A 23,067-nucleotide genomic window follows, 5' to 3' on the forward strand; every position below is an offset into this window, starting at 1 on the left:
TATAAATTTAGTCAAGCCGGCCCCAGGACCCTGCTTTACCTTTTGATTCGTTGCACTTTTAGTGATATATAGTTAGCCGAAGATATTTGAATACCTTACCGGAAGAATAATTTAAATTATACATGATAGCCCGTACACCCACACCACCCTATTACGCAGTTATATTTACATCACTCAGAACGGAGGTAGAAGAAGGTTACAAAGACACTGCTACCCTGATGGTGGAACTGGCGCAGGCACAGCCAGGATATTTGGGCGTGGAGCCTGCACGCGATGGAGTGGGCATTACCGTTTCTTATTGGGAGAGCCTTGAAGCAATCCGTAACTGGAAGCAACAGGCGGATCACCTGATTGCGCAGCAGCTGGGGCGGGAGAAATGGTATGAGCAGTATAAGACGAGGATTTGCCTGGTAGAAAGAGATTATGGTTTTGATAAAGAATAATATATTTTATGAACGTTGATGGCTAGTCGTATAGCAGTATGAGTGGTCTGAAAGGCTTGAATTAAGTTCCGACATTTGACTTTATAAATATTTACTATACTATGAGGGTCTTATTGCTGCTTTCTTATCTAACGGTAAGTTCGTTATTTTGTGCTGCGCAGGCGCCTTTGCCTGCAAAAAATCTAAGTATTTTCGGAAGGGGGATGTATCCTGGGGATGATTCTACCTATGCATTATTGCAGGAGGCGGGTTTTAATACCGTGTTGTTATCCAGCTTTTATATTCATGGAGATGGAGATCTGTATTCCGGGGATGATAATCAGCATCCCGTGATCCATGATGGAAAGTGGGTAGGGGATACGGCTTACCTGAGAAGGGTCGCAGCGTTAAAGAAGGGGGCGAGGATTGAGATCCTGCTGGAAGGAAGATGGTACAATCAGCCACCGAATACGTTTGATTTTATGAGAGATTGGGTAGATTCAACTAAACAGGTACCGGGTGTGGTGACAGGAGTGGGTGATAACAGTACATTGTTTACCATTTGTAAAGTGTTGAAAGAAGTGGTGGGTGCCGATGCATTTTGTATAGATGATGAATCCGTGTATGATAGTCATTCTATCATAGAGATGGGTAAGATAGCGGCGAGATTAAACATGCATATGACGTTGTGTCCGTTCAGGGTGAATGAGTTTTGGAGTACTGTGTTGAAGAATACAGATCCGAAGGTAGTGGACGCGATTTATTTGCAATGTTATGATGGAGGGAGGAATGCGAATCCCGGGTTATGGAAGAATGCGATGAATCCAGTACAGCCGGTATATCCGATATTTATGTGCAGAGGATCGTTCAGTACCTGTGGCACATCGCATAATAGTAAGACGGTGGAGGAGATAAAGGGAGAGATGATCAGGTTTAAAAAAGACTATCCTGAGATGAGTGGTGCATGTATCTGGCAGATGGCGGATGTGAAGAATTTTGTAAAGAATAATTGTGCGGTGGTAGACCCATCATCCGGTACGGCAAGATCAGTAAAAGAGTTTTTGGCGCAGATAAAAGGGGCATTATCAACAGGTCTTTAAGCTGGCAACATGGCCTATAAACTAGCAGCATGTCCTATAAACTGGCCGCATGGCTTTAAATTAACTACTGGCCTTTTAAATTGCCTGCTGCAGGCAATTTAAAAGGCCAGCGCCTAAATGCCAATGCCGATTGCGTAGCAATCGGCATTGGCATTTAGTTATTAAATCACAGAAAATAGTCTTCAAGATTATATTGTTTCCTCTACAGCAGGGAAAAATTTCCAGATTATGGAAGGAATCCTTCCTATTTAATAATTAAAATACATTGAATTTCAATTAGTTGCATTGTTATTGGCCAATTGGCATCCATTTCGCATTATACTATACAGAGAATGAGAAATAATCAAACCTTTTTCCAATTGGAACACTCCGGGGTTCTTTAGGACTCCGGGGATTGTTCCTCAGAAGACAAACGACGAAGCTAAAGCCTTACATAATTAATGCTGACTTTTTGGGGGAATGCTAAAGAGGAGGGAGCGAAAGCTTCCTCCATCTTTCTTTTAAGCCCTTTCAGAAAGCCTTTATTCAAAAAGCACTCTTTCCAGAAAATCCCTTTCCAGAAAACCTTTTTCCAGAAAATCCCTTTTTTTGAAATCTCTTATTTAAAAACTCACCACCAGTTTACCAAAATGCCCACCGCTTTCCAGTTCCCTGAATGCCGTTTGCACCTCTTCAACAGGAAATACCTTATCAATCACTGGCCTGATCCCCGCTTTCAACAACCCCTTAAAACTCTCCCTGCTACCCACCGCAAACCCTGCGATCCGCTTAAAATTCAAGTTCAGATCTCCATACACATCCAGTGTAATCGCAGACCCTGTCAGCCCACCGGCAGTACATACCAGTCCATTCACCTTCACCGCCTGCAATGATTGCCGGATCGTATCCTTACCGCCTACATCCAGGGTCACATCTGCCCCGAGCCCTCCTGTAAGTCGTAACACCTCCTCCTGCCACTGCGGATGTGTGATGTAATTGATCACTGCATCTGCACCTAATTCTTTTAACCTCATAGCTTTCGCATCAGAACTGGTCGTGGCTATCACCCTGGCTCCTGCCTGACGGGCTATCTGCAAGGCAAACATCGATACCCCACCGGTGCCCTGTACCAACACTGTTTGGCCTAATTGTATTTTGGCAATATTGATCAGCCCTTCCCATGCTGTCACCCCTGCTACCGGCATGGTTGCCGCCTCCTCAAAGGAGAGGGAATCGGGGAGTTTTACCAGGCCATAATCAGGCACCGTTACATAATCCGCCATCACTCCTTGTATCTGCCAGCCAATACGTACCGCATCTTTTAATGGAATCCCATCCCCTGAAAGGAAATTCTGTACATAGGTCAGCGCTACCCTGTCACCCACCTGCCATTCACTCACCTTTTCGCCCACTGCTGTTACTATTCCCGCTCCATCGCAACCAGGTGTATATGGGAAAGGAAGTCCGGTCGGGAAGTCACCCTTCACGATCATGAGGTCCAGAAAATTCAGCGACACTGCTTTTATATTCACCACCACTTCATGCGCTGCCGGTTGGGGGATACTTGTAGTGCCTACCTTGAGTGCTTCAATTCCAGTTTTGTCTAACTGTACGATTCTGTTTTGCATATCCTTATTTTTGTATTGCAAAGTTGAAACCGTACAGAACGAAAGTCAAGTACCGGGAATTTAATCACCAGGTGATAATTTAATCACCTTTTAAGGTCTGAAACATGTATACAAGGAAAATCCCCCGTTTATATAATTGTTCGCTGGAAGTGACGATGGAAGTAATGGGCGGAAAATGGAAGCCGTTTATCATCTGTTACCTGCAGCATGGTCCAAAACGGCCCAGTGAACTGCTCAAAATGATCAATGGCGCCAGCAAACGGGTGATCAGTCAGCAGCTGAAAGAGCTGGAAGACCACGAAATTGTCGCTAAGAACGTATATGCCGAAGTGCCGCTGCGTACGGAATACTACCTGACCGACTTCGGAAATGAGCTGTTACCTGTCGTTTTGATGATGGAGCAATGGGGTAGAAAGTATCAGCCGCACCTGGAAAATAAGCGGACTGCCTGATTCAAATTTTCACAATTTTTTTACATTTAAATGTTGTGAGTTTACTAAATTGGCAGCCGTTTCATTTTAATAGGTAAGTAAATAACAATTATTTCAACCAGTATATAATTTATTATTTATTAATCTCGAATTGGCAATGTCAGCTACTACAACAAAGCATCAGCGCCGGATGACGCGCAGTCTGTATTTATTCGTATTATTATTCAGCAACCAGGTCTGGGCACAGGCAGTCAACAAATCTTCTCCACCGTTCACTGCCAGATTAATGAACATCGAGGCCGCAGCCAACACCACGTTTAACTACAATACCAAATTAAAAAACGTAGCACCCGTATCCAGGGTATTCCAGCTCTTTGCAGGATTGCCTCCCGGATGGAACGCGAATTTTAAGGTAGAAGGAATGTCGGTGACTTCTGTAAACATTGATTCCAACAGAACCGCAGATATTACCATCGAAATCGTTCCTACACTGGATACCAAACCAGGTAAATACGAAATCCCTGTTACCGCACTGGTCGGCTCAGATTCCCTGAAACTGAACCTGGAAGCGGTGATCAAAGGTACCTATGGCGTAAGCCTGACCACCCCAAGCGGTAAACTGAGTGAAGATGTAACGGAAGGCAGTACAAAAGAACTGCAACTGGTCATTAAAAATACCGGCACCATCGCCCTGGACAACCTGGATCTCTCTGCACAGAATCCGTCTCAATGGCAACTCACCTTTGCGCCTGCTAAGGTCCTCCACCTGGAAGCCGGTGCCGACACCACTATCGTAGCGACCCTGCAGGTGCCAGACAAAACACTGGCCGGCGACTACATGACCAACGTTACCGTAAGGAATAACAATGCCAATGCGAAAGCAGATTTTCGTATCACCGTCAAGACTTCTGTATTGACAGGCTGGCTGGGTCTGGTCATTATTCTGATCGCCCTGGGCGCTGTTTATTTCCTTATCCGTAAATATGGCAGGCGATAGTACATTATGGAACAACCAATTATAGAGATACATGGGTTATCCAAAACCTATGGGTCTTTGAAAGCCGTCGATAATCTCAACCTCACCATTCAGCAGGGAGAGATCTTCGGACTGCTGGGACCTAATGGCGCCGGAAAATCGACCACTATATTAATGCTGCTGGGGCTTACAGAGCCTACAGCTGGTACCGCTCACATCTGCGGATTGAATGCTTCCCGCCATCCCATTCCTGTAAAACGAAAGGTGGGTTACATGCCGGACAACGTTGGTTTTTACAACGAACTCTCTGCACTGGAAAACCTGAAATACATCGGCAGACTGAATGACATTCCTGAAGATGAAGTGGAAGCTGCTGCCCGTGAAATGCTCATTTCCGTAGGCCTGGAAGCCGCTATTCACAAGAAAGCCGGCACCTTTTCCCGTGGTATGAAACAGCGACTGGGACTGGCAGATGTATTGATCAAACGCCCGGAAGTGATCATTCTCGATGAACCTACTTTGGGAATTGATCCAGCAGGTGTAAAAGATTTCCTGGAACTGATCAGGAGACTGAACCAGGAGCAGGGCATCACCATTCTCTTATCTTCTCATCACCTGCACCAGGTACAGCAGGTTTGCAGCAGAGTGGGCATTTTCGTAGGCGGACACCTGTTAGCCGACGGAAGTGTGGAAACACTGGCGGCTAACCTGTTCAAAGCTGATCCACACGTAGTACAGGTTACGCTGCAAAACGCAGCAGGCTTGTCGGAACAGGACCTACTGCAATTGCCGGGTGTTACGAAAGTAAACATCGTGGATGCAGCGGTGGAGATTTCCGGGCAGGCAGACAATACCCCTGACATTGTACGATACTTTGTACATAAGGGATATGATGTAACCGGCGTGCAAAAACGGACGTATGGTCTGGATGAAATTTATCAACGTTATTTTGAAAATAATTTAAAGGAAAACGAGGTACAAAATGAAAAGTCTACTGGCTTATTCCAAAGGTCATTCCTTGGCAGGTTCAAAAAGCGTTAGTCCTTTTTGGGTCATGGTAAAGAAGGAGGTGGCTGACCAGGTGCATAGCTGGCGGTTCATCATTATGGCCCTGTTGATCCTGCTCACCTGGATAGGATCGATGTATGTATCGCTGTCCAATATCAGGGCGGCGATGGAGAATGTACGGGAGCAGGATACCGTGTATTTTTACCTGAAATTACTGACCACAACAGACCGGTCATTACCACCGTTTCATGTATTCATCGGGTTCTTAGGGCCTTTGCTGGGCATTGCTTTAGGCTTTGATGCGATCAATGCTGAGCAGAGCAATGGTACGCTGATCCGGTTGATGGCGCAACCTGTATACAGGGATTCGTTGTTGAATGCGAAGTTCACCGGATCACTGATCGTAGTGAGTATCCTGTTCTTTTCACTGAACATGCTGATGGTAGGCGGGGGTATGCTGATCACCGGTGTACATATAGAAGGCGCTGAGTTTGTGCGCATACTTTGCTTTGTGGTATTGAGTGTAATTTATGTGGCGTTCTGGCTAAACCTCTCCATATTATTATCAGTGAAGTTTAAACAATCGGCTACTTCGGCATTGACGGCGATTGCCATCTGGTTGTTTTTTACGGTGTTTTATCCTATCCTGGTACAGATTATCCTAAAAGGAATCTTACCTGATCCGAATACTCTGAGTCCGGAGCAAATGGTGATCTACAACCAGATCAGGCACAACTTCCTGCTTGTGATACCGAGCCAGATGTATGCAGATGGAACGACAACGTTGTTAATGCCGGTGGTAAGGAGTATGGGACCTTTGTCGATGGAGCAGATGGCGATGGCGGTGCCATCACCCTTGCCATTGAGAGAGAGCCTGTTGATCACCTGGCCGCAGGTGAGTGGGTTGATAGCGGCTACCGTGGCCTGCTTTGCCCTGTCTTACTGGTTATTTATGAGAAGAGAGATCAGAACTTAATGGTTGTCATTGTCTTGCATCAACCTTCTATAAGCTTTGTTCGACCGTTGTTCGACTGTTGTTCGACGCTTCTTCGATGCTTCTTCGACTGTTCTATAACCTCATACTGATTTCCAACCTGTTATAATTAAAAAAAATGCTTCTGTCTATAGGATAGAAGCATTTTTTTTAATTGTATATTTCATTTGAATACCTATTATTCATTTATCTCTCAAAATTAACCGGCATGAAAAGAACCCTTCTGCTACTTGGCCTCACCGTGCTCACACTCCTGCACGGCTGTACAAAGCCAGAATCTGAGCAAAGACTATCAGGTTCCTCCACGTTTAAAGCTGTCACCGCCGCCAGCACTTCGGTCATCTTTACAAATCCTTTACCATCACTCGACAACGGTAGTTATTACGATCCATGGGTGATTAACATTGGCGGGTATTTTTATTATTGTGGTTCCGACGGCGGGCGTTTATGGATTACAAAGTCGGCTACACTTGAAAACCTTTTACAGCAGACAAAGACTTACATTTTCACACCACCATCCGGTACGGGATATAGCGGGGAGCTGTGGGCGCCTGAGCTGCATTACCTGAATGGCAAATGGTATGTGTACTTTGCTGCAGATGATGGTACGAATGCCAATCACCGTATGTATGTACTGGAAGGTGGCACGGATGCCAGCAATCCACTGAACGGTACTTACAGTTTCAAGACGAAGCTGAATGCTACTACTGATCGTTGGGCGATAGACGGACATCCGTTTGTGTACAACAGTCAGTTGTATTTTGTATGGTCAGGATGGGAAGGTACGACGAACGTATCCCAGTACCTCTACATCGCGAAGATGAGTAACCCTTATACCATCGATGGGGACAGGGTTGAAATCTCCAGACCAGATTATTCATGGGAGCAGGTAGGTACACCTACGGTAAATGAAGGCCCTACTTCCCTGATCAGCGGCAACACGGTGCACATTATTTATTCTGCCAGTGGCAGCTGGACGAACGATTATTGTTTGGGACGGATCACCTGTACAAACGGGAACCTGTTGTCCAAAGCTTCCTGGACAAAAAATTCAACGGCTGTATTTTCCAGGTTCGGAAATGTGTATGGTCCCGGTCATGCTTCTTTTGTGAAGTCACCGGATAATATCCAGAACTGGATTGTATACCATGCGGCAAACAGTGATGGCAGTGGATGGGATAGAAGGGTAATGGCGCAGCAGTTTAGCTGGATAGGAGATGAGCCTTTCTTTGGGTACCCGATAGAAAAGGGAATACCGGTACCGGCGCCTTCAATTGGACCTGGTTATGCAATGCCCATTGCGAATGGCACTTACCGGATCAAATCAAAAGTGACTTCACAGTGTGTGGATGTACCGAATGCCGCTTCTACGGCTGGTTTACAAATCCAGGAGTATACGGATAACGGAACGAATGCACAAAAGTGGGTATTTACCTCATTGGGTAATGGGTATTACACGATTACGAATGTGGCGTCAGGGTTGAACCTGGATAATGCAGGTGCGTCTACAGCTGCGGGGAATATCCTGATACAGTGGACGGACAATGGGAATGCGGCGCAACATTGGAGAGTGCAGGATATGGGGGGTGGATATTATAAACTCATCAATCAAAGGAGTTTGCTGGCGCTAAATGTGCCGTATAGTAACCAGACCCCGGGTACGAAACTGGAACAGTGGTATGAGAATCAGTATGACGCGGAGTTGTGGCAGATCATACCATAAAGTGATGGATTTAAGGAAAGCCTGCCAATACCGGCAGGCTTTCCTTTTAATAAAAAAGATCGTCCTTTAATAACTAATGTCTTTTTAGTTGATTAATAGTTATTTATAAATCCTGTAGTCGTTTTGTAGTCGCGCTTGTAGTCCTCCTGTGACCATGGTTATTTGGAAAGATACCCTTGCTCCCGGACATTTGTGCCTACAAATTCTTTATATGAAATACCGATTACTAGCCAGCTGTTTGTTACTCCTTACCGGAAGCATTAGGGCACAGCAAAAATACGAAGGCGGCTCCCTCTTTGTGCAGGGATTTGCCAGGGTAATAGACCAGGGACAATCTATTTATATCGACAGCACTGGCAAAATAGCTTTTGACACCATTTATAATGATAGAAGTCTCTCAGAAGGCTGGGTCGACATCGACACCGTTTACCTGCCACAAGACATTCTGCAGGTAGGCTTAAAAGGCAAACAGGGGGTGATGACGGTGTTAGGCAAATGGATATTGCCACCCGAATATGATACCATTGACACGCAATCCGTAGAACAATGGATGGTGAAAAAAGACAATAAAGTAAGTTTGTATACCTCCAAAGGGTTTATACTCCCCTTCCGGTTTGAAGATAGTAATCAACTGGACAGCGCCTGGTTTGCCGTAAAGGAAAACGGGAAATGGGGCGTATACAATAAGGAAACGGATCAATTGACCGTACCTTATACTTACGAGGATATAGATTACTGTTATGGTTGCAACACCAAAGGTGATTACGTATTTGCCCAAAAAGATGGCAAATGGGGGGTGATGAGTTTCAACAACGAGATATTAGTGCCCTTTGAATACGATCACGAGCATATCAATATGCGGAGTGATGAATGGATAGAATCCCTCTATAAGGATGGCCGGAAGTACAGCATCAATCTCAGAACAAAGAAAGTAGAAATAGATACCTGCGAATGTCTGCCAACAGAGGATCTGTCAAGTCTGGATACACAGCTGGGCAACTATACCGGGCAGCGTAGAAATGGCAAATGGGGGTTGGTGAATGCACAGGGCAAATTGATCCTTGACCATGTATATGACGACATTAACAATTTCGGTGACAGCAGCGGGGTAGTGGGCATCGTCCGTAATGAAAAATATGGGGTGGCAGATAGTACAGGTAAGATCATCATTCCACTGGCTTATGATTATTGGGTGGAACCACAGTGTAATGGAGCTGTATTTTTAGGAGAAAAAAACGGGAAAGGCGTTGCATTTGACAAAACCGGGAAACAGATCTTAACACAATACAGCCATTTTAAAACAATGGCCCTGGAAGATGGGACGAGGATGATCTCGATTGTACAGGGTAAGTTAATGGGTTTTTATAACCCTGCCAGCGGCAAACTGGTACCTCCTAAATACACGACCCTCAGTTATTATGGTGATTCACATTACCTCACAATCGGGGTAGGTGACAAATATGGATATATCGACAAAGAAGGGAAAACGATTGTACCACCTATCTACGATTACACAGATCTTCATTACATAACCGGGAATGACCTGCTGGTAAAAGTGACCCTGAAAGATAAAATGGGTGTGTTTGATATCAAACAACAGAAAGTGATCATTCCGCTCGTGTACGATTACATTTCCAACTATACAGACAGCTCCATCCTGCAGGTGAGCAAAAACGGGTTAAATGGATTGTATGATATTTCAGGCAAGCTGCTTTGTCCGGTGAAATATAAAGACATCATTCCTTTTGACACCGTATATTCCTATTTAAAGGCGAAGGATACATCAAAAGTAGAAGTATTGAACAACCGTACACATGAGCTGACAAAACTGCCATGGGATACCGCGTTTGTGGCATATGAAGGCCATTTTTTGCTGGTATGGGAGCATGGTAAGAGTTTCATCTATGATATAGAGAAAAAGCAGCGGGTAGAAGGCGCTTATTCAAAAGGTGGTTATCCTGAATACCTGGGGTATTTTGTAAATCACCGTGCGAGTATCATGAAGAACAAAAAGTTTGGTTATATCGATCCGAAAGGAGATTTCGTGATCCAGCCTAAGTATGATTATATTTCTAATTTCCACAAAGGGGTAGCAGCAGTGTATCAATGCCTGGATACGGCGAATCGCATTTACAAATACGGCTATGTAGATTCAACAGGCAGGGAAATCGTACCGGTTATTTATGATTTACCGCAGCAGATTGTGCAGCGATTTTCAGAAGAAGCTTTCTTTGGAGAGGAAGATGCAGAGACGCTGGTGCTGATGAAAAACGATGGCAGAAGAGGTCTGGCAGGGTTAAATGGCAGGATTATATTGCCGGTGAACTACGATAATATCTCTCCAGAAAAACATGGCAAGGGTTACCTGGTACAACAGGGAGATAAGTTCGGTATCCTGGATACGAATGGCAATGAAATATTGAAACCCCAATATGTAGATATCATGCTGAATGAAATGGCAGGGTATGATGGCAAGGTATCATTTAGTTTTCCGGTAATGGCGAGAGAAGGTAATGATGATAACTGGATGTATATAAACGAACATGGCAAATCGATCGGTGTGAAGGTAGCAGCTTATGTAGATATGAGGATATTGGATTGGGGAGAATTACCGATAATAGATCCCCCGGTCGTGCCGGCGCCACCGTTGCCAGGCGGAGATAAAGAGCCACAATAAAAAGAATGAGCGCCTGAGGCGTTTAAATGGCAACCGTAACAGCATAAAAGGGAGTGTATCAAAAGTATGATACACTCCCTTTTCTTTTTACCTTTGATCTGTTATGAAAAAGATACTCCTTTCCATCTGCTTATTCATCAGCATGGTGAGCCATGCACAGCACACCACTTATTGCAATCCAATCAATATTGACTATGGCTATACACCTATTCCCGACTTTGCGGAATGGGGAAAACATAGGGCCACAGCAGACCCTGTCATAGTGAATTACAAAGGAACCTATTATTTGTTTTCGACGAACCAATGGGGCTATTGGTATAGCGAAGATAGGGTGAACTGGACCTTTGTATCCAGGCGGTTTCTGCGCCCCTGGAATGCAGGATACGATGAATTATGTGCGCCGGCAGTGGGTGTAGTGGGAGATACGATGATTGTATTTGGGTCAACCTATACACGGAACTTTACTTTATGGATGAGCACCTCGCCGAAGGAGAATGCCTGGAAACCATTGGTAGATTCTTTTGAAATTGGAGGTTGGGATCCCGCATTCTTTACGGATGATGATGGCCGTTTGTATATGTATAACGGGAGTAGTAACCGGTATCCATTATATGGCGTGGAGCTGGATCGTACGAGTTTTAAACCGGTCGGAACCAGACAGGAAATGTATTTGCTGGAACCCTGGAGATATGGCTGGCAGCGGTTTGGAGAGCATATGGATAATACCTTCCTGGATCCGTTTATTGAAGGTGCCTGGATGACGAAATACCATGGTAAATATTACCTGCAATATGGCGCACCGGGTACAGAAATGAGCGGGTATGCAGATGGTGTGATAGTAGGCCCTGCACCATTAGGGAATCACTTCACACCACAATCAGATCCATTGTCATTCAAAGCTGGTGGCTTTGCAAGAGGTGCAGGGCATGGCGCTACATTTACAGATAACAAAGGTGCATATTGGCATGTGAGCACAATGGGCATCAGTGTGAAGAATAATTTTGAACGCAGGATCGGCATCTGGCCGGCAGGATTTGACCAGGATGATATGATGTATTGTAATACAGCCTTTGGCGATTACCCGCATTATACAAATGGTGATTTTACCGGGTGGATGTTGTTGAATTATAACAAGCCGGTAACGGTATCGTCTACATTAGGACGTTATACTGCCAACAATGCGGTAGATGAGGATATTAAAACCTATTGGAGTGCCGCCAGTGGCGATGCAGGAGAGTGGATACAATCTGATTTGGGCAATGTGTCTGAAGTACATGCCGTGCAGGTAAACTATGCAGACCAGGATGCCACTTTCTTAGGCAAGCAAACGGATATTTATCACCAGTATAAATTGATGTATTCATTAGATGGAAAGAAATGGGTGTCATTAATCGATAAAAGCAAAAATAAAACGGATGTGCCGCATGATTATGTCGCATTCGCAACGCCTTTAAAAGCCAGGTATATCAGGCTGGAAAATGTACATATGCCAACCGGGAAGTTTGCCATCAGTGGTTTGCGGGTATTTGGAAATGCATCAGGCCGCAAACCCGTTCAACCGGAAAACCTTATCGTGCTGCGTACAGAAAAAGATAAGCGGAGTGCATGGGTAAAATGGAAGCCAGCCACGGATGCTTATGCCTATAATATTTACTATGGTACCGCACCTGGTAAGTTGTATACAAATATCATGGTGTACAATGCAAATGAATACTGGTTAAAAACACTGGATACGGAGAAGATTTATTATTTTACAATAGAAGCCATTAATGAAAATGGGGTATCGGACAAGACCAGGGTGCTGAAGGTCGAATAATCATTCTAACTTATGAAATCCCATTAAAAATGATAAATCTCAGCTCCTCACCCGCCTTCAATCATACATAAAAGGTGGCTAACGATTTTGGACCGATTATCCTATTAATACGCCGTTTATTACCAGCTGAAAAACCATCTGATTTTCATCTTTGCACTGTTAAACAACACAATTGAAGATGAAACGAGCCTTCTTGTGTATCCTCGCGTTTTTTCCACTACTCATCTATGCGCAGGATACCATCAAAAAACGGCCTGCTCCGAAATTCTTACCACTGAATTATGAAGAAGATTACCGCTATCTCTCGAATAAGGAGCTAAGAACCGGACTATGGGCAAAACTGAAATACATTCCTCTATGGAAAAACGGATACATTACTATCGGTGGTGAAATCCGTCCCAGAGGGGAGTTTAGACAACATTTAAAATATGGTAAAGGCAATGAAGACCAGGGCTTCGACTGGCAACAACGCTCCCGCTTATGGGCTGATATCCATATTTTAACTAACCTCCGGGTATTTGGTGAAGTACAATCCGGTACTACCTACGAACTGGATTATAATCCCTCTCTGACAGACTATAACCCCGGCGAACTCCACCAGGCATTTGCTGAATATACGGTGAACTTAGGCGCCGGCAGCAAAGTATATTTCAGAGCTGGCCGCCAGGAGATCTTGTTTAACAAAGCACGTTTATTCGATGTAAGACAGCCACCCAATAACCGTCACTCTTTTGATGCAGGTAGGATCGGTGTGAAATTGGGCGCGTGGAATTTCGGTGTGATCGGTGGGGAGGAAGTACAGGACAAAGCCGGTTACTTCAACGACCCTTCCAACAAGAACCTGAAATTTGGTGCTGCACATGTATCCCTTAAATTAGGTGGTGTATTGCCAAATTCTACGGCAGAACTGCTGTATATCTATACCGATAAAAAAGGTGCTGCCAATGCGCTGTACAACGGCACTAGAAATACTTTGTCCGCCCGCATCGGTGGTGTAGAAGGAGGCTGGAACTACGATGTAGAACTGGTAGGTCAGACAGGTAAAAGCAATGCAGGAAAACAGATCCATGCATGGTATGTGGCGACAGAAAGTGCCTATACCTTTAAGGCAAAATGGAAACCATTCGTAGGTACCCGCATCGATATCGCTTCAGGTGATAAAGACTCAACTGACAACAAGAGTAACAGCTATGACTATCTCTGGTCAAAAGGTATGAGCTGGGTGCCGGATCTGGGGTATACCAACATCGCAGCAGTAGGTCCGATATTCGGTTGTAAGCCAACAGCAAAACTGAGCATTGACTTTACCGTGCAGGAACTGTGGCGTACTTCCAGGGAAGATGGTATCTATGCCATGTCTGGTATACAAATCAGAAGCGCCAGTGCTGGTACTTCCAGTGTAATAGGAACACGCTGTGTAGCGAAAGCAGAATACCAGCTGAATCCATTCCTGCTATTTGGTGCATATATGAACGAAACCTTCAAAGGAGAATACTTAAAACAGGCAGGTAGTAGCCAGAACATGGTGTACGCACACCTGTATAGTGTATTCAGATTCTAATTTAACCATTACCCAAAAAGCCGCTGCTTATCCTGAAGGGGATAAGCAGCGGCTTTTAAAATGATCTCAATCCTGTTCTATTCTGGCCAGTGGAATTTGCTTGCGATACTCATTGGGCGTTAGCCCGGTATGTTTTTTAAAGAGCCTGGTAAAATAAGAAGGATCATCAAAACCCAATTCATAAGCAATCTCAGAAATATTGGAATTGAAATGATACAAATGTGCTTTTGCTTTTAGGATCAGTTCCACCTGTACCACCTGCAGTGCCGACATTTGTTTGAGGGAGCGGCAGATGCGGTTCAGGTGTTTGGCGGTAATGTGCAGGTGATCAGCATACACCTGTAAACTCGTGAATGGACTTTTGGAAACCTTAATGAGATGCTGAAATTTCTTGAAATAATATAAATTGTTATTGTGCCCGGATTTGAGCGAAGGCTGTTCGTTGGAGTAGCGATAGAATTGCAGTACTAATAAGTAGAGCATGTGTTCCAGGATAATCTCTTTCCCTACTTTAGACTCATTGAATTCAGTATGAATTTTATTGAATGATTCCCTGAATGGAGGCAATACATCTCCTTTCAACACGAAGATGGTTTCCAGCGCATGCAGAATATTCGGATATCTTTCATGCAGAGTCTCCGTATAAAAATCAGAGAAGGTGAGAATACGGCCATCTATATGTGCACCGAAATGAAAACCGTGAATACTCAGTGGTGGAATGAAACACATAAAAGGTGCTTCTAAACAGATTTGCTCATCGGCAGTATAAAAAGTAGCGTACCCACTTTCGACAAAAAATACCTGGTACAATGAACTGTGAAAATGTGCGTCTACTTCCCAGTTGAAATCCTTACTTCTGTTTTCAATTGTTTCACAAAAAATATAATTCTCTTTGTGAGTGTTTTTTTCTCTATATAGCCCGGAGTAATTAATGAACTCATGGTGCTGAATGCTGTTCGCGTGCATAGCATACATTTGAAATTCAAAATTAAGTGGCCCATGCGCCTTCCATTCTGACCACAGACAGTCGATGGACTGATTTTAATCCGGTTCGAATTGTCCTATTTAATAAGTCAATAGTGCAAGCACGGCGAATTTTGATGGATGACCTTTGTTTTATAAAACAATAACACAATGAGTCAGGAAAACAAACCCATAGTAATCGATGACTTGCGGAGTGCATTGGAATTATTGAAAACAATTCCTCAGCAATATCATGAAACAGATGTATTGATCGATCCAAATGCGGACTTGGCAGGTGTATACAAACAAATAGGTGCAGGTGGTACCGTACAGCGTCCTACCCGCCTTGGCCCTGCCATGATGTTCACTAATGTAAAGGGGTATCCTGGTGCTAAGGTACTGGTGGGCCTGCTGGCTAGCAGAGACAGAGTAGCGGCTATGTTGGGTGCGCCAGGCGTAGAACTGGGTAAATACATGGGTCAGGCTGTAAAGAATTACATTGCCCCTGTAGTGGTACCCAATGCAGGGGCCCCCTGCCAGGAAGTAGTGTACAAAGCTACCGACAAGGATTTTGACCTGAGAAAGATCCTGCCTGCACCAACGAATACACCTGAAGATGCGGGTCCTTATTTCTGCGAAGGACTGGTATTAGGCTCAGATCCTGAAACAGGCCACAGCGATGTAACTATTCACCGCCTCTGCGTACAGGGCAAAGATTCCATCTCCATCTATTTTGCACCAGGCAGACACATAGATGCCTTCCGTGAAAAAGCAGAGAAAGCTGGCAAACCACTGCCTATTACCATCAACATGGGGCTTGATCCTGCTATCATGATCGGCTCCTGTTTTGAAGCGCCTACCACACCATTTGGCTTTGACGAACTGTCCATAGCCGGTGGTCTGCGCAAGAAACCAGTAGAACTGGTAAAATCCCTTACCATCAACCAACATGCTATCGCGAAGGCCGAAATCGTGATTGAAGGTGAAATTCTGCCAAACGTAAGAGTAGTAGAAGACCAGAACACCAACACAGGTCACGCTATGCCTGAATTTCCAGGTTATAACGGTCCTGCGAACCAATCACTGCCACTGATCAGGGTAACAGCGATTACCACCCGCAAAAAACCGATTATGCAAACACTGATAGGTCCGGGTGAAGAACATACCAGCCTGGCAGGTATTCCAACAGAAGCCAGCATTTACAACGCTGTAGAAGCTGCACTGCCTGGTTTGCTGAAAAACGTGTATGCACATACCTCCGGTGGTGGTAAATTCATGAGCATACTGCAAATTCAGAAAACCAAACCAACAGATCAGGGTCGTGAAAGACAAGCTGCGCTGGTAGCCTTTGCTGCTTATTCTGAACTGAAACAGGTGATCCTGGTGGATGACGATGTAGACATCTTTGACAGCAACGACGTATTTTGGGCAATGACTACCCGTTACCAGGGCGATATCAGCACCATTTTTATTCCAGGTGTTCGTTGTCACCCACTGGATCCTTCACAGGACCCTTCATTCGATCCTAAGATTTTAGGTAAGGGTATTTCAACCAAGACTATCTTTGACTGTACCGTTCCATGGAATCTGAAAGACAGATTCAAACGTGCGCAGTTCAAAGAAGTAGATGCAACGCCTTATTTACCTGAGTGGTTTAAATAAACAGATGAAAAAAAACGGGCTGGCTGAAGGTGCTCCTTTGGCCAGCTCACTAAAAAAAATCATATGCTAACCGGACCAATTATAAATTCCGTCGCAACATTAACCGGCTCCATCATCGGGGCTACTATGGGAAACAAAATTCCTGAACGTCTCCGTCTTGCTCTTCCTATGACATTTGGTGCAGCTTCCATGGCACTGGGTATTAACTCAGTGGTCAAGGTAAGCATGCTGCCACCAGTAATCCTGGCACTGCTGGTAGGTAGTGCGATCGGTGAACTGCTGAAAATTGAAAAGGGAATTGAATGGGCGGCTATCCGTGTCAACGGACCAATTCAGAAGATCTTCCCAAGAGAAAAAACGAATGAAGATCCGCAGGCTTTCCTGCAGAATTTTGTGGCTGTACTGGTACTCTTCAGTGCAAGTGGTACAGGTATATTTGGGGCATTGAATGAAGGTATAACACATGATCCAACCGTATTGATATCCAAGGCGATGCTGGATTTCTTCACATCCGCCATATTTGCTACTTCCCTTGGCTTTATTGTGGCTACTACAGTAATTCCGCAATTTATCATTCTCTGCGGTTTGTATTTACTGGCCGGGGTGATCCTGCCTTTGACCACTCCCCAGCTGATTGCTGACTTCTCTGCCTGCGGCGGCATAATCATGTTCGTAACAGGGTTCAGGATCTGCGGTATTAAGAAATTCCCTATAGCTAATATGTTGCCCGCGTTATTGCTGGTAATGATATTCTCACATTACTGGAGGTTACTCTTCCATTAGCAAAATAGCCAGCCGGGGCTATAGGCAACGGCTGGCCTTTTTCTTTAAACTGATTTTATGAAAAAGAGGATTATAATAGGTATCAGTGGCGCTACCGGTCTGCAATACGGTATTCGTGCACTGGAACTGCTCAAAGAACAGGATGTGGAAACACACCTGGTGGTAAGCAAAGCGTCGGAACTGGTAAGGACCTACGAAACCGATATAAAGCATGAAGAACTCATGTCTATGGCCGATGTAATTTATCCTACCGCCGATGTGGGAGCCGCTATTGCCAGTGGCTCTTTCAAAACCTTAGGGATGCTCATCGCCCCCTGTTCTGTAAAAACGATGTCAGAAATTGCCAGCGGTATTACCAACTCCCTCTTATCCAGAGCGGCCGATGTGGTTCTGAAAGAAAGAAGGAGACTGGTATTGTTATTCAGGGAAACTCCTTTACACCTGGGTCACCTGAGAAGCATGACACAGGTAACAGAGATGGGAGGAATTATTATGCCCCCGGTGCCGGCCTTTTACCTGCGACCACAATCGGTCGATGAAATTGTAACCCATACAGTCGCAAGAGCACTGGATCTTTTTGGATTTGATATCGATGTGCCAAGATGGAATCATGATCATAAGGCACAACTTCCTTAAATTTGCTGCATCAACAAATGCAGAACATATGTCGAAATTGAATATTCTGGTGCTGGGAATGTTCCTGGCTGCGTGCAACAGTGGACAAACGAATAAAAATACTACCGATACGATTGCGACTTCATCTGCAGTGCCACAGCTTGAGGAAGTATTCGCAGACTCCGCTTACCAGATTACGGGCGTAGCGGTGGCCAAAGATGGCCGGTTATTTACCAATTATCCTTACTGGGGCGAAAAACACGCATATTCCGTGGTAGAAGTGGTGAACGGTGAGCCCGTTCCTTATCCTGATACTACCTGGAATAGTTTTAAAAAAGGTGAAGATGGACAAAACAAATTTGTCTGTGTACAGAGCGTCGTGACAGATGATCAGGGTTTTTTGTGGGTCGTAGATGCAGCAGGCATCAATTTAGGACCTGTCTACCAGGGAGCCAATAAAGTGTTGAAAATAAACCTGGCTACCAATAAAATAGATAGGATCTATCATTTTCCCGAATCAGTGGCTGGCAAGGATAGTTACCTGAATGATATCAGGATTGACAATGTGAATGGGTATGCATATATGACCACATCCGCCAATGGTGGAATTGTAGTGCTGAATACAAAAACAGGAGATTCCCGGCTGGTATTACATGATCATTATTCTGTGCTGGCGGAAAAAGGGTATCACTTTGAAATGAATGGTAGAACGATGGTCGTGAATTCAGATGGTATCGCCCTCACGGCAGATCAGCAGTGGTTATACTACAAACCATTGACGGATGATAAGCTGTACCGTATTAATACCGATCTGCTTCGAAACTTTAAGACATCTAAGAAGACCTTGCAGGACAGTGTAAAAGACCTGGGCAAGTTTGTAACCACCGATGGGATGATCTTAGACAAAGAAGGCAATCTGTACATGGGTGACCTGGAAAAGAGCGCCATCGTGAAGATCACACCAGATCTGCAAATGCATTACATCGCGCAGGACAAAAAGCAATTGTTATGGCCGGATAGTTATAGTATCTCTGATGATGGCTATTTATATATTTCCTGTTCCCAGATCACTTATCCTCCTACATTACCATATAAAATATTTCGGTTAAAAATATAAGGATATTTTCCCACGCTTAGCTAGATAGCTTATGACGGTTGTAAGTGGAAGCTATCATAAAAAGATGGGGATGTATCATAAGTTGCCAGAAGGCTCCGGGAATTGCATGTACGAAAATTCTCTCCATCAGGTACCAGAATAAAAAGGGGCTGTCTCGATGTTTTGAGCCAGCCCCATCTTTTTTCTGAAAATGGTTTTCATACCTGTTGGAGAACTCCCTTAGTGATGAATGTTTTTATGCGGATACCTGATGGAGATAGTTAATCCCTGAAGTAACCTTGAAAAGATTTTTATACAACTACTTTTATGATAGCTTTGCTTTGAAAAAATCTATCGTTCGCTTCCACGCCAACTCTGCCGCAGCCTTGTCATACCTCGGCGTCGTATCATTATGAAACCCATGATTCACCCCCGGATAAATATAAGCCGTATACTCTTTCTTTTCTTCTTTCAGCGCTGCTTCATAAGCCGGCCATCCTTCATTCACATGTGTATCCAACTCACCAAAATGCAATAAAAGGGGCGCCTTGATCTGTGCTACCTGGTCGCGTGAGGGCTGTGCACCATAAAAAGGCACTGCTGCTGCCAGACCGGGTACCTTCACCGCCATCATATTCGCAATCCATCCTCCAAAACAGAACCCTACCACACCTACTTTGCCATTACAATCTTTATCGCTCTTCAAATATTCAAAGGCAGCAATAAAGTCTTCCAGCATTTCATTCTTATCTCTCTTCGCCTGCAGTTCGCGTCCTTTATCATCAGAACCCGGATAGCCACCTAATGGCGTCAATGCATCAGGTGCAATGGTGATAAACCCTGCCAATGCGGCACGCCTTGCAACATCTTCAATATACGGATTCAATCCCCTGTTCTCATGTACGATTACGATACCACCCAATGGCTTTTTCGCATCTGCTGGTTTGGACAAAAGTGCTTTGATACTACCGCCTCCTTTAGGGGAGTTGTAAGTAATAAACTCCGTCTTTAGTCGCGGATCATCAGGTTTTACCTGTACATTATCCTGGTAGTTAGGCATCAGAAAGCTCATCAGTGCGGGCACTGTGATGCTCCCTACTGCAAATACAGAAAGCTTGTCGATAAAGTCCCGCCTGCTCAGGCGATTATGGGCATAATCGTCATACAGGTCAAAGACTTCCTGTTTAATATCCTCTTTCTTGATGTTACTGCTCATATGGATGAAGGTTTATCCTTTAAATTTAAGATATTATCTGAACTTAAAGGATACCGTCGTACTGAATCTGCGTGGCATCATCTGACTTACATAGCTACCCCAGTATACTTCATTGGTGAGGTTATCCATTTTCAGGCTGATACGGTAAGCGGAACGCTCATAACTTAATACGGCATTCAATACAGTATAAGAAGGAAGATAGAACTCACCGGAAGAACGGGACTGCGTTATATACGCCTTACCGTTATAGTTACCGCCGATCCCTAATCCAAGGCCGCGTATTGCCGTATTTAAAAAATGATAGCTTACCCACAGATTCGCCATCTGTGCAGGACCTGTCCATTGATGAAGGCCATCTACATCAGCATTTGTATTGATAGTATAGATATCATTGTACGCATACCCGGCAATGATGTTCAGTCCTTTGACCGGGTTGGCAATCACTTCCGCTTCGTATCCTTTACTCAGCTGACCACCATCCTGAACAGAATAGCTATCAGCATTCGTACGGATCACGTCATCCACCTTGATGTGGTAGTAGCTGAAGGTACCATTCAGTTTGCCATTAAAGAACTCCATTTTTACACCGGTTTCCCATTGGTTCGCATGACTTGGTTTGAAAGAACTGAATTTACCATCTGGTTGTTGAGTGGGTGCATTATTGCTGAAACCGTTCATGTAATTACCAAATACTGACAGGTGTTTAGGCACCAGCTGGTATACGAGCCCTAACTTGGGAGAAAGGGCAGTCTGGTTATATTTGCCGGTAGTCGTATCGTTATTGGCATCGTAGGTACCATTGTTTACAAAGTGGTCCACACGCAGACTGGCCATTACCAGCAGTTCATCAGTAATATTCAGTACATCGGATGCATACGCGCTGTAGATGCTTTGTTCACTCCTGCTTTTAGAGCTTGGAACGGTTGCCAGCGCCGCCTGTAAAGCAGGTATGGTCAGTTCATTATACCTTGGGTCATGACCTGCAATTGTCACCTGGTCAAAACCATATACGCTTGCAGAAGTCGCGTTCGTGATACCATTCAGGAAGTCCAGCCCTAATACGAGGCGGTTGCGGAGCTTACCTATTTTAAAATCACCATTAAAGTTCTGTTGTACTTCGGTATAATTATATTGGCTATGCTCATAACCCGGATTGCGGGAAACGGCGGTATCACCTAAAATACTGTTCCAGCTCCAATAGCCCTCTACTTCAGAATTGGTATGAGAGAAGGAGGTCTGTGAAGTCCACTGATCATTGATCTTGTAGTTTACTCCACCATTTAAACTTACAGAAGGCGTTTTCCCATAGATGTCGTTGCTGCTGTAAGATCTTTTCCAGTTTACACTCAGCAGTCGTGGATTGGTTTTGGTAAAAGAAGCCTGCGGAAACAAACGGTTGAAGTCATTTGCTTTCTGGTTATATATTTCTGCATCCAGTGTTACAGTAAGTCTGTCACTGGCTTTATATACAAGGGATGGCGCAATGAACAGTCGCTTTGTAAAGCCTGCATCCTGAAAACTACCTTCATCGTGGTAAGCGATATTGGTACGGAGTAGCAGGTCTTTTTCTTTGTTCAGGGGCGTGTTGAAATCGGCTGTTACCCTGCTTAAACCAAAGCCCCCTAGAGTATAACTGATTTCCCCATTAAAGGTCTCATACGGTTTCTTCGTCACCCTGTTCAGCAGACCGCCAAAAGAAGTAAGGGAACTACCAAACAAAGTAGCGGAAGGACCTTTCAGTACTTCGATGCGTTCGATGTTGGCAATTTCAATACTGTTAGCTTTGTAATCCTGCAGGCCGTTGCGCAGGTAGCTGGTGGTAAAGAACCCTCTCAGGTTAAAGGAATTGGAACCATTGACCAATGCCTGGCTTACGCCGGTTACATTTTTCAACACATCGTTATAGCTCACGATCACCTGGTCCTGAAGTAATTCCTTTGGTACTACATTGTACACCTGCGGATTCTCCAGGTTCTTCAGGGGCATACGGGCGATGTTCTCAGTTTCCTTCTTTGCAAATTTATTATAGCCTGAAGAGACGGTAACTTCCTGCAGGGTGTGATTATCTTCAGAAAGAGAGAAGTTGATCGTTACGGTTTGATCATTGGCTACTTCTACCTGTTGAAATTGTGCTTTCAGTCCTGTAAAACTGGCGACTATTGTATACTTACCGGTTCTGATATTATTCAGCTGATAATGTCCCTGTCGGTCAGCAGAGGTGCCGGTATTACCGGGTTGGAGGGTGATGTCGACGAAAGGGGCGGGCTTGCCGTCGGCAGTTCTTACTTCGCCTGTGATGGTGCCATGTTGGGCCATGACAGTGAGACTGCAGACAGAAAGTACTGCCACAAAAAATGTGCTTTTAAGCATGTGGTATAGTATTATAGATAATGGTATATAATTCGTGCAATATCAGG

The 23,067-nt window shown here is 44.5% G+C and carries 18 protein-coding genes; 14 read left to right on the plus strand and 4 right to left on the minus strand.

The features are described from left to right. Window positions 1-122 precede the first annotated feature (122 nt). Window positions 123-443, plus strand: coding sequence for an antibiotic biosynthesis monooxygenase (locus SIO70_RS16030; RefSeq protein ID WP_320581862.1), 321 nt, complete (start codon window positions 123-125; stop codon window positions 441-443). Between the two features lie 101 nt (window positions 444-544). Beyond that, on the plus strand, window positions 545-1,522 hold the full coding sequence (locus SIO70_RS16035; RefSeq protein ID WP_320581863.1) for a hypothetical protein: 978 nt from the start codon (window positions 545-547) through the stop codon (window positions 1,520-1,522). 602 nt (window positions 1,523-2,124) lie between these two features. On the opposite strand, the gene SIO70_RS16040 is transcribed toward SIO70_RS16035, so the two are convergent. Further along, window positions 2,125-3,129: an NAD(P)-dependent alcohol dehydrogenase gene (locus SIO70_RS16040; protein ID WP_320581864.1), complete on the minus strand. Its 1,005-nt coding sequence runs from the start codon at window positions 3,127-3,129 to the stop codon at window positions 2,125-2,127. A gap of 104 nt (window positions 3,130-3,233) precedes the next feature. Here SIO70_RS16040 and SIO70_RS16045 point away from each other — a divergent pair, with 104 nt between their 5' ends. From SIO70_RS16045 to SIO70_RS16080, 8 genes are all read left to right on the plus strand, one after another. Beyond that, the gene (locus tag SIO70_RS16045) at window positions 3,234-3,581 is read left to right on the plus strand and encodes a helix-turn-helix domain-containing protein (RefSeq protein WP_320581865.1); all 348 of its coding nucleotides are present in this window, start codon (window positions 3,234-3,236) and stop codon (window positions 3,579-3,581) included. A gap of 136 nt (window positions 3,582-3,717) precedes the next feature. Then, on the plus strand, window positions 3,718-4,557 hold the full coding sequence (locus tag SIO70_RS16050; protein ID WP_320581866.1) for an NEW3 domain-containing protein: 840 nt from the start codon (window positions 3,718-3,720) through the stop codon (window positions 4,555-4,557). 6 nt (window positions 4,558-4,563) lie between these two features. Next, window positions 4,564-5,577, plus strand: coding sequence for an ABC transporter ATP-binding protein (locus tag SIO70_RS16055; RefSeq protein ID WP_320581867.1), 1,014 nt, complete (start codon window positions 4,564-4,566; stop codon window positions 5,575-5,577). Between the two features lie 13 nt (window positions 5,578-5,590). Beyond that, on the plus strand, window positions 5,591-6,520 hold the full coding sequence (locus SIO70_RS16060; RefSeq protein ID WP_320581868.1) for an ABC transporter permease: 930 nt from the start codon (window positions 5,591-5,593) through the stop codon (window positions 6,518-6,520). Window positions 6,521-6,746: 226 nt separating this feature from the next. Continuing rightward, entirely contained in the window at window positions 6,747-8,261 is a 1,515-nt protein-coding gene (locus SIO70_RS16065) for a family 43 glycosylhydrolase (RefSeq protein WP_320581869.1), read from the plus strand. Between the two features lie 211 nt (window positions 8,262-8,472). Next, window positions 8,473-10,938 (plus strand): WG repeat-containing protein, encoded by a 2,466-nt coding sequence (locus tag SIO70_RS16070; RefSeq protein WP_320581870.1) that lies wholly within the window; start codon window positions 8,473-8,475, stop codon window positions 10,936-10,938. Between the two features lie 103 nt (window positions 10,939-11,041). Then, window positions 11,042-12,754: a discoidin domain-containing protein gene (locus SIO70_RS16075; protein ID WP_320581871.1), complete on the plus strand. Its 1,713-nt coding sequence runs from the start codon at window positions 11,042-11,044 to the stop codon at window positions 12,752-12,754. A gap of 178 nt (window positions 12,755-12,932) precedes the next feature. Beyond that, entirely contained in the window at window positions 12,933-14,315 is a 1,383-nt protein-coding gene (locus SIO70_RS16080) for an alginate export family protein (protein ID WP_320581872.1), read from the plus strand. Window positions 14,316-14,381: 66 nt separating this feature from the next. On the opposite strand, the gene SIO70_RS16085 is transcribed toward SIO70_RS16080, so the two are convergent. Then, complete coding sequence (locus SIO70_RS16085; protein ID WP_320581873.1) at window positions 14,382-15,281, minus strand: helix-turn-helix transcriptional regulator; 900 nt, start codon at window positions 15,279-15,281, stop codon at window positions 14,382-14,384. A 168-nt stretch (window positions 15,282-15,449) separates the two neighbouring features. Here SIO70_RS16085 and SIO70_RS16090 point away from each other — a divergent pair, with 168 nt between their 5' ends. The 4 genes from SIO70_RS16090 to SIO70_RS16105 all read left to right on the plus strand — a co-directional run bounded on the left by SIO70_RS16090 (window position 15,450) and on the right by SIO70_RS16105 (window position 19,455). Further along, window positions 15,450-16,940 (plus strand): UbiD family decarboxylase, encoded by a 1,491-nt coding sequence (locus SIO70_RS16090; RefSeq protein WP_320581874.1) that lies wholly within the window; start codon window positions 15,450-15,452, stop codon window positions 16,938-16,940. Between the two features lie 63 nt (window positions 16,941-17,003). Further along, window positions 17,004-17,723, plus strand: coding sequence for a DUF554 domain-containing protein (locus tag SIO70_RS16095; protein WP_320581875.1), 720 nt, complete (start codon window positions 17,004-17,006; stop codon window positions 17,721-17,723). Window positions 17,724-17,780: 57 nt separating this feature from the next. Further along, window positions 17,781-18,359 carry a UbiX family flavin prenyltransferase gene (locus tag SIO70_RS16100; RefSeq protein WP_320581876.1) on the plus strand — a complete coding sequence of 193 codons (579 nt, stop codon included), beginning with the start codon at window positions 17,781-17,783 and terminating at the stop codon, window positions 18,357-18,359. Between the two features lie 28 nt (window positions 18,360-18,387). Continuing rightward, window positions 18,388-19,455 carry an L-dopachrome tautomerase-related protein gene (locus SIO70_RS16105; protein ID WP_320581877.1) on the plus strand — a complete coding sequence of 356 codons (1,068 nt, stop codon included), beginning with the start codon at window positions 18,388-18,390 and terminating at the stop codon, window positions 19,453-19,455. Between the two features lie 304 nt (window positions 19,456-19,759). Here the strand turns inward: SIO70_RS16105 and SIO70_RS16110 are convergent, their stop codons facing one another. Together SIO70_RS16110 and SIO70_RS16115 are read right to left on the minus strand one after the other, a co-directional pair. Then, the gene (locus SIO70_RS16110; protein ID WP_320581878.1) at window positions 19,760-20,650 is read right to left on the minus strand and encodes a dienelactone hydrolase family protein; all 891 of its coding nucleotides are present in this window, start codon (window positions 20,648-20,650) and stop codon (window positions 19,760-19,762) included. Between the two features lie 33 nt (window positions 20,651-20,683). Further along, entirely contained in the window at window positions 20,684-23,020 is a 2,337-nt protein-coding gene (locus SIO70_RS16115; protein ID WP_320581879.1) for a TonB-dependent receptor, read from the minus strand. Between the last annotated feature and the right edge of the window lie 47 nt (window positions 23,021-23,067).

Origin of the sequence: Chitinophaga sancti (assembly GCF_034087045.1) — a bacterium.
GTDB lineage: Bacteria > Bacteroidota > Bacteroidia > Chitinophagales > Chitinophagaceae > Chitinophaga > Chitinophaga sancti_B.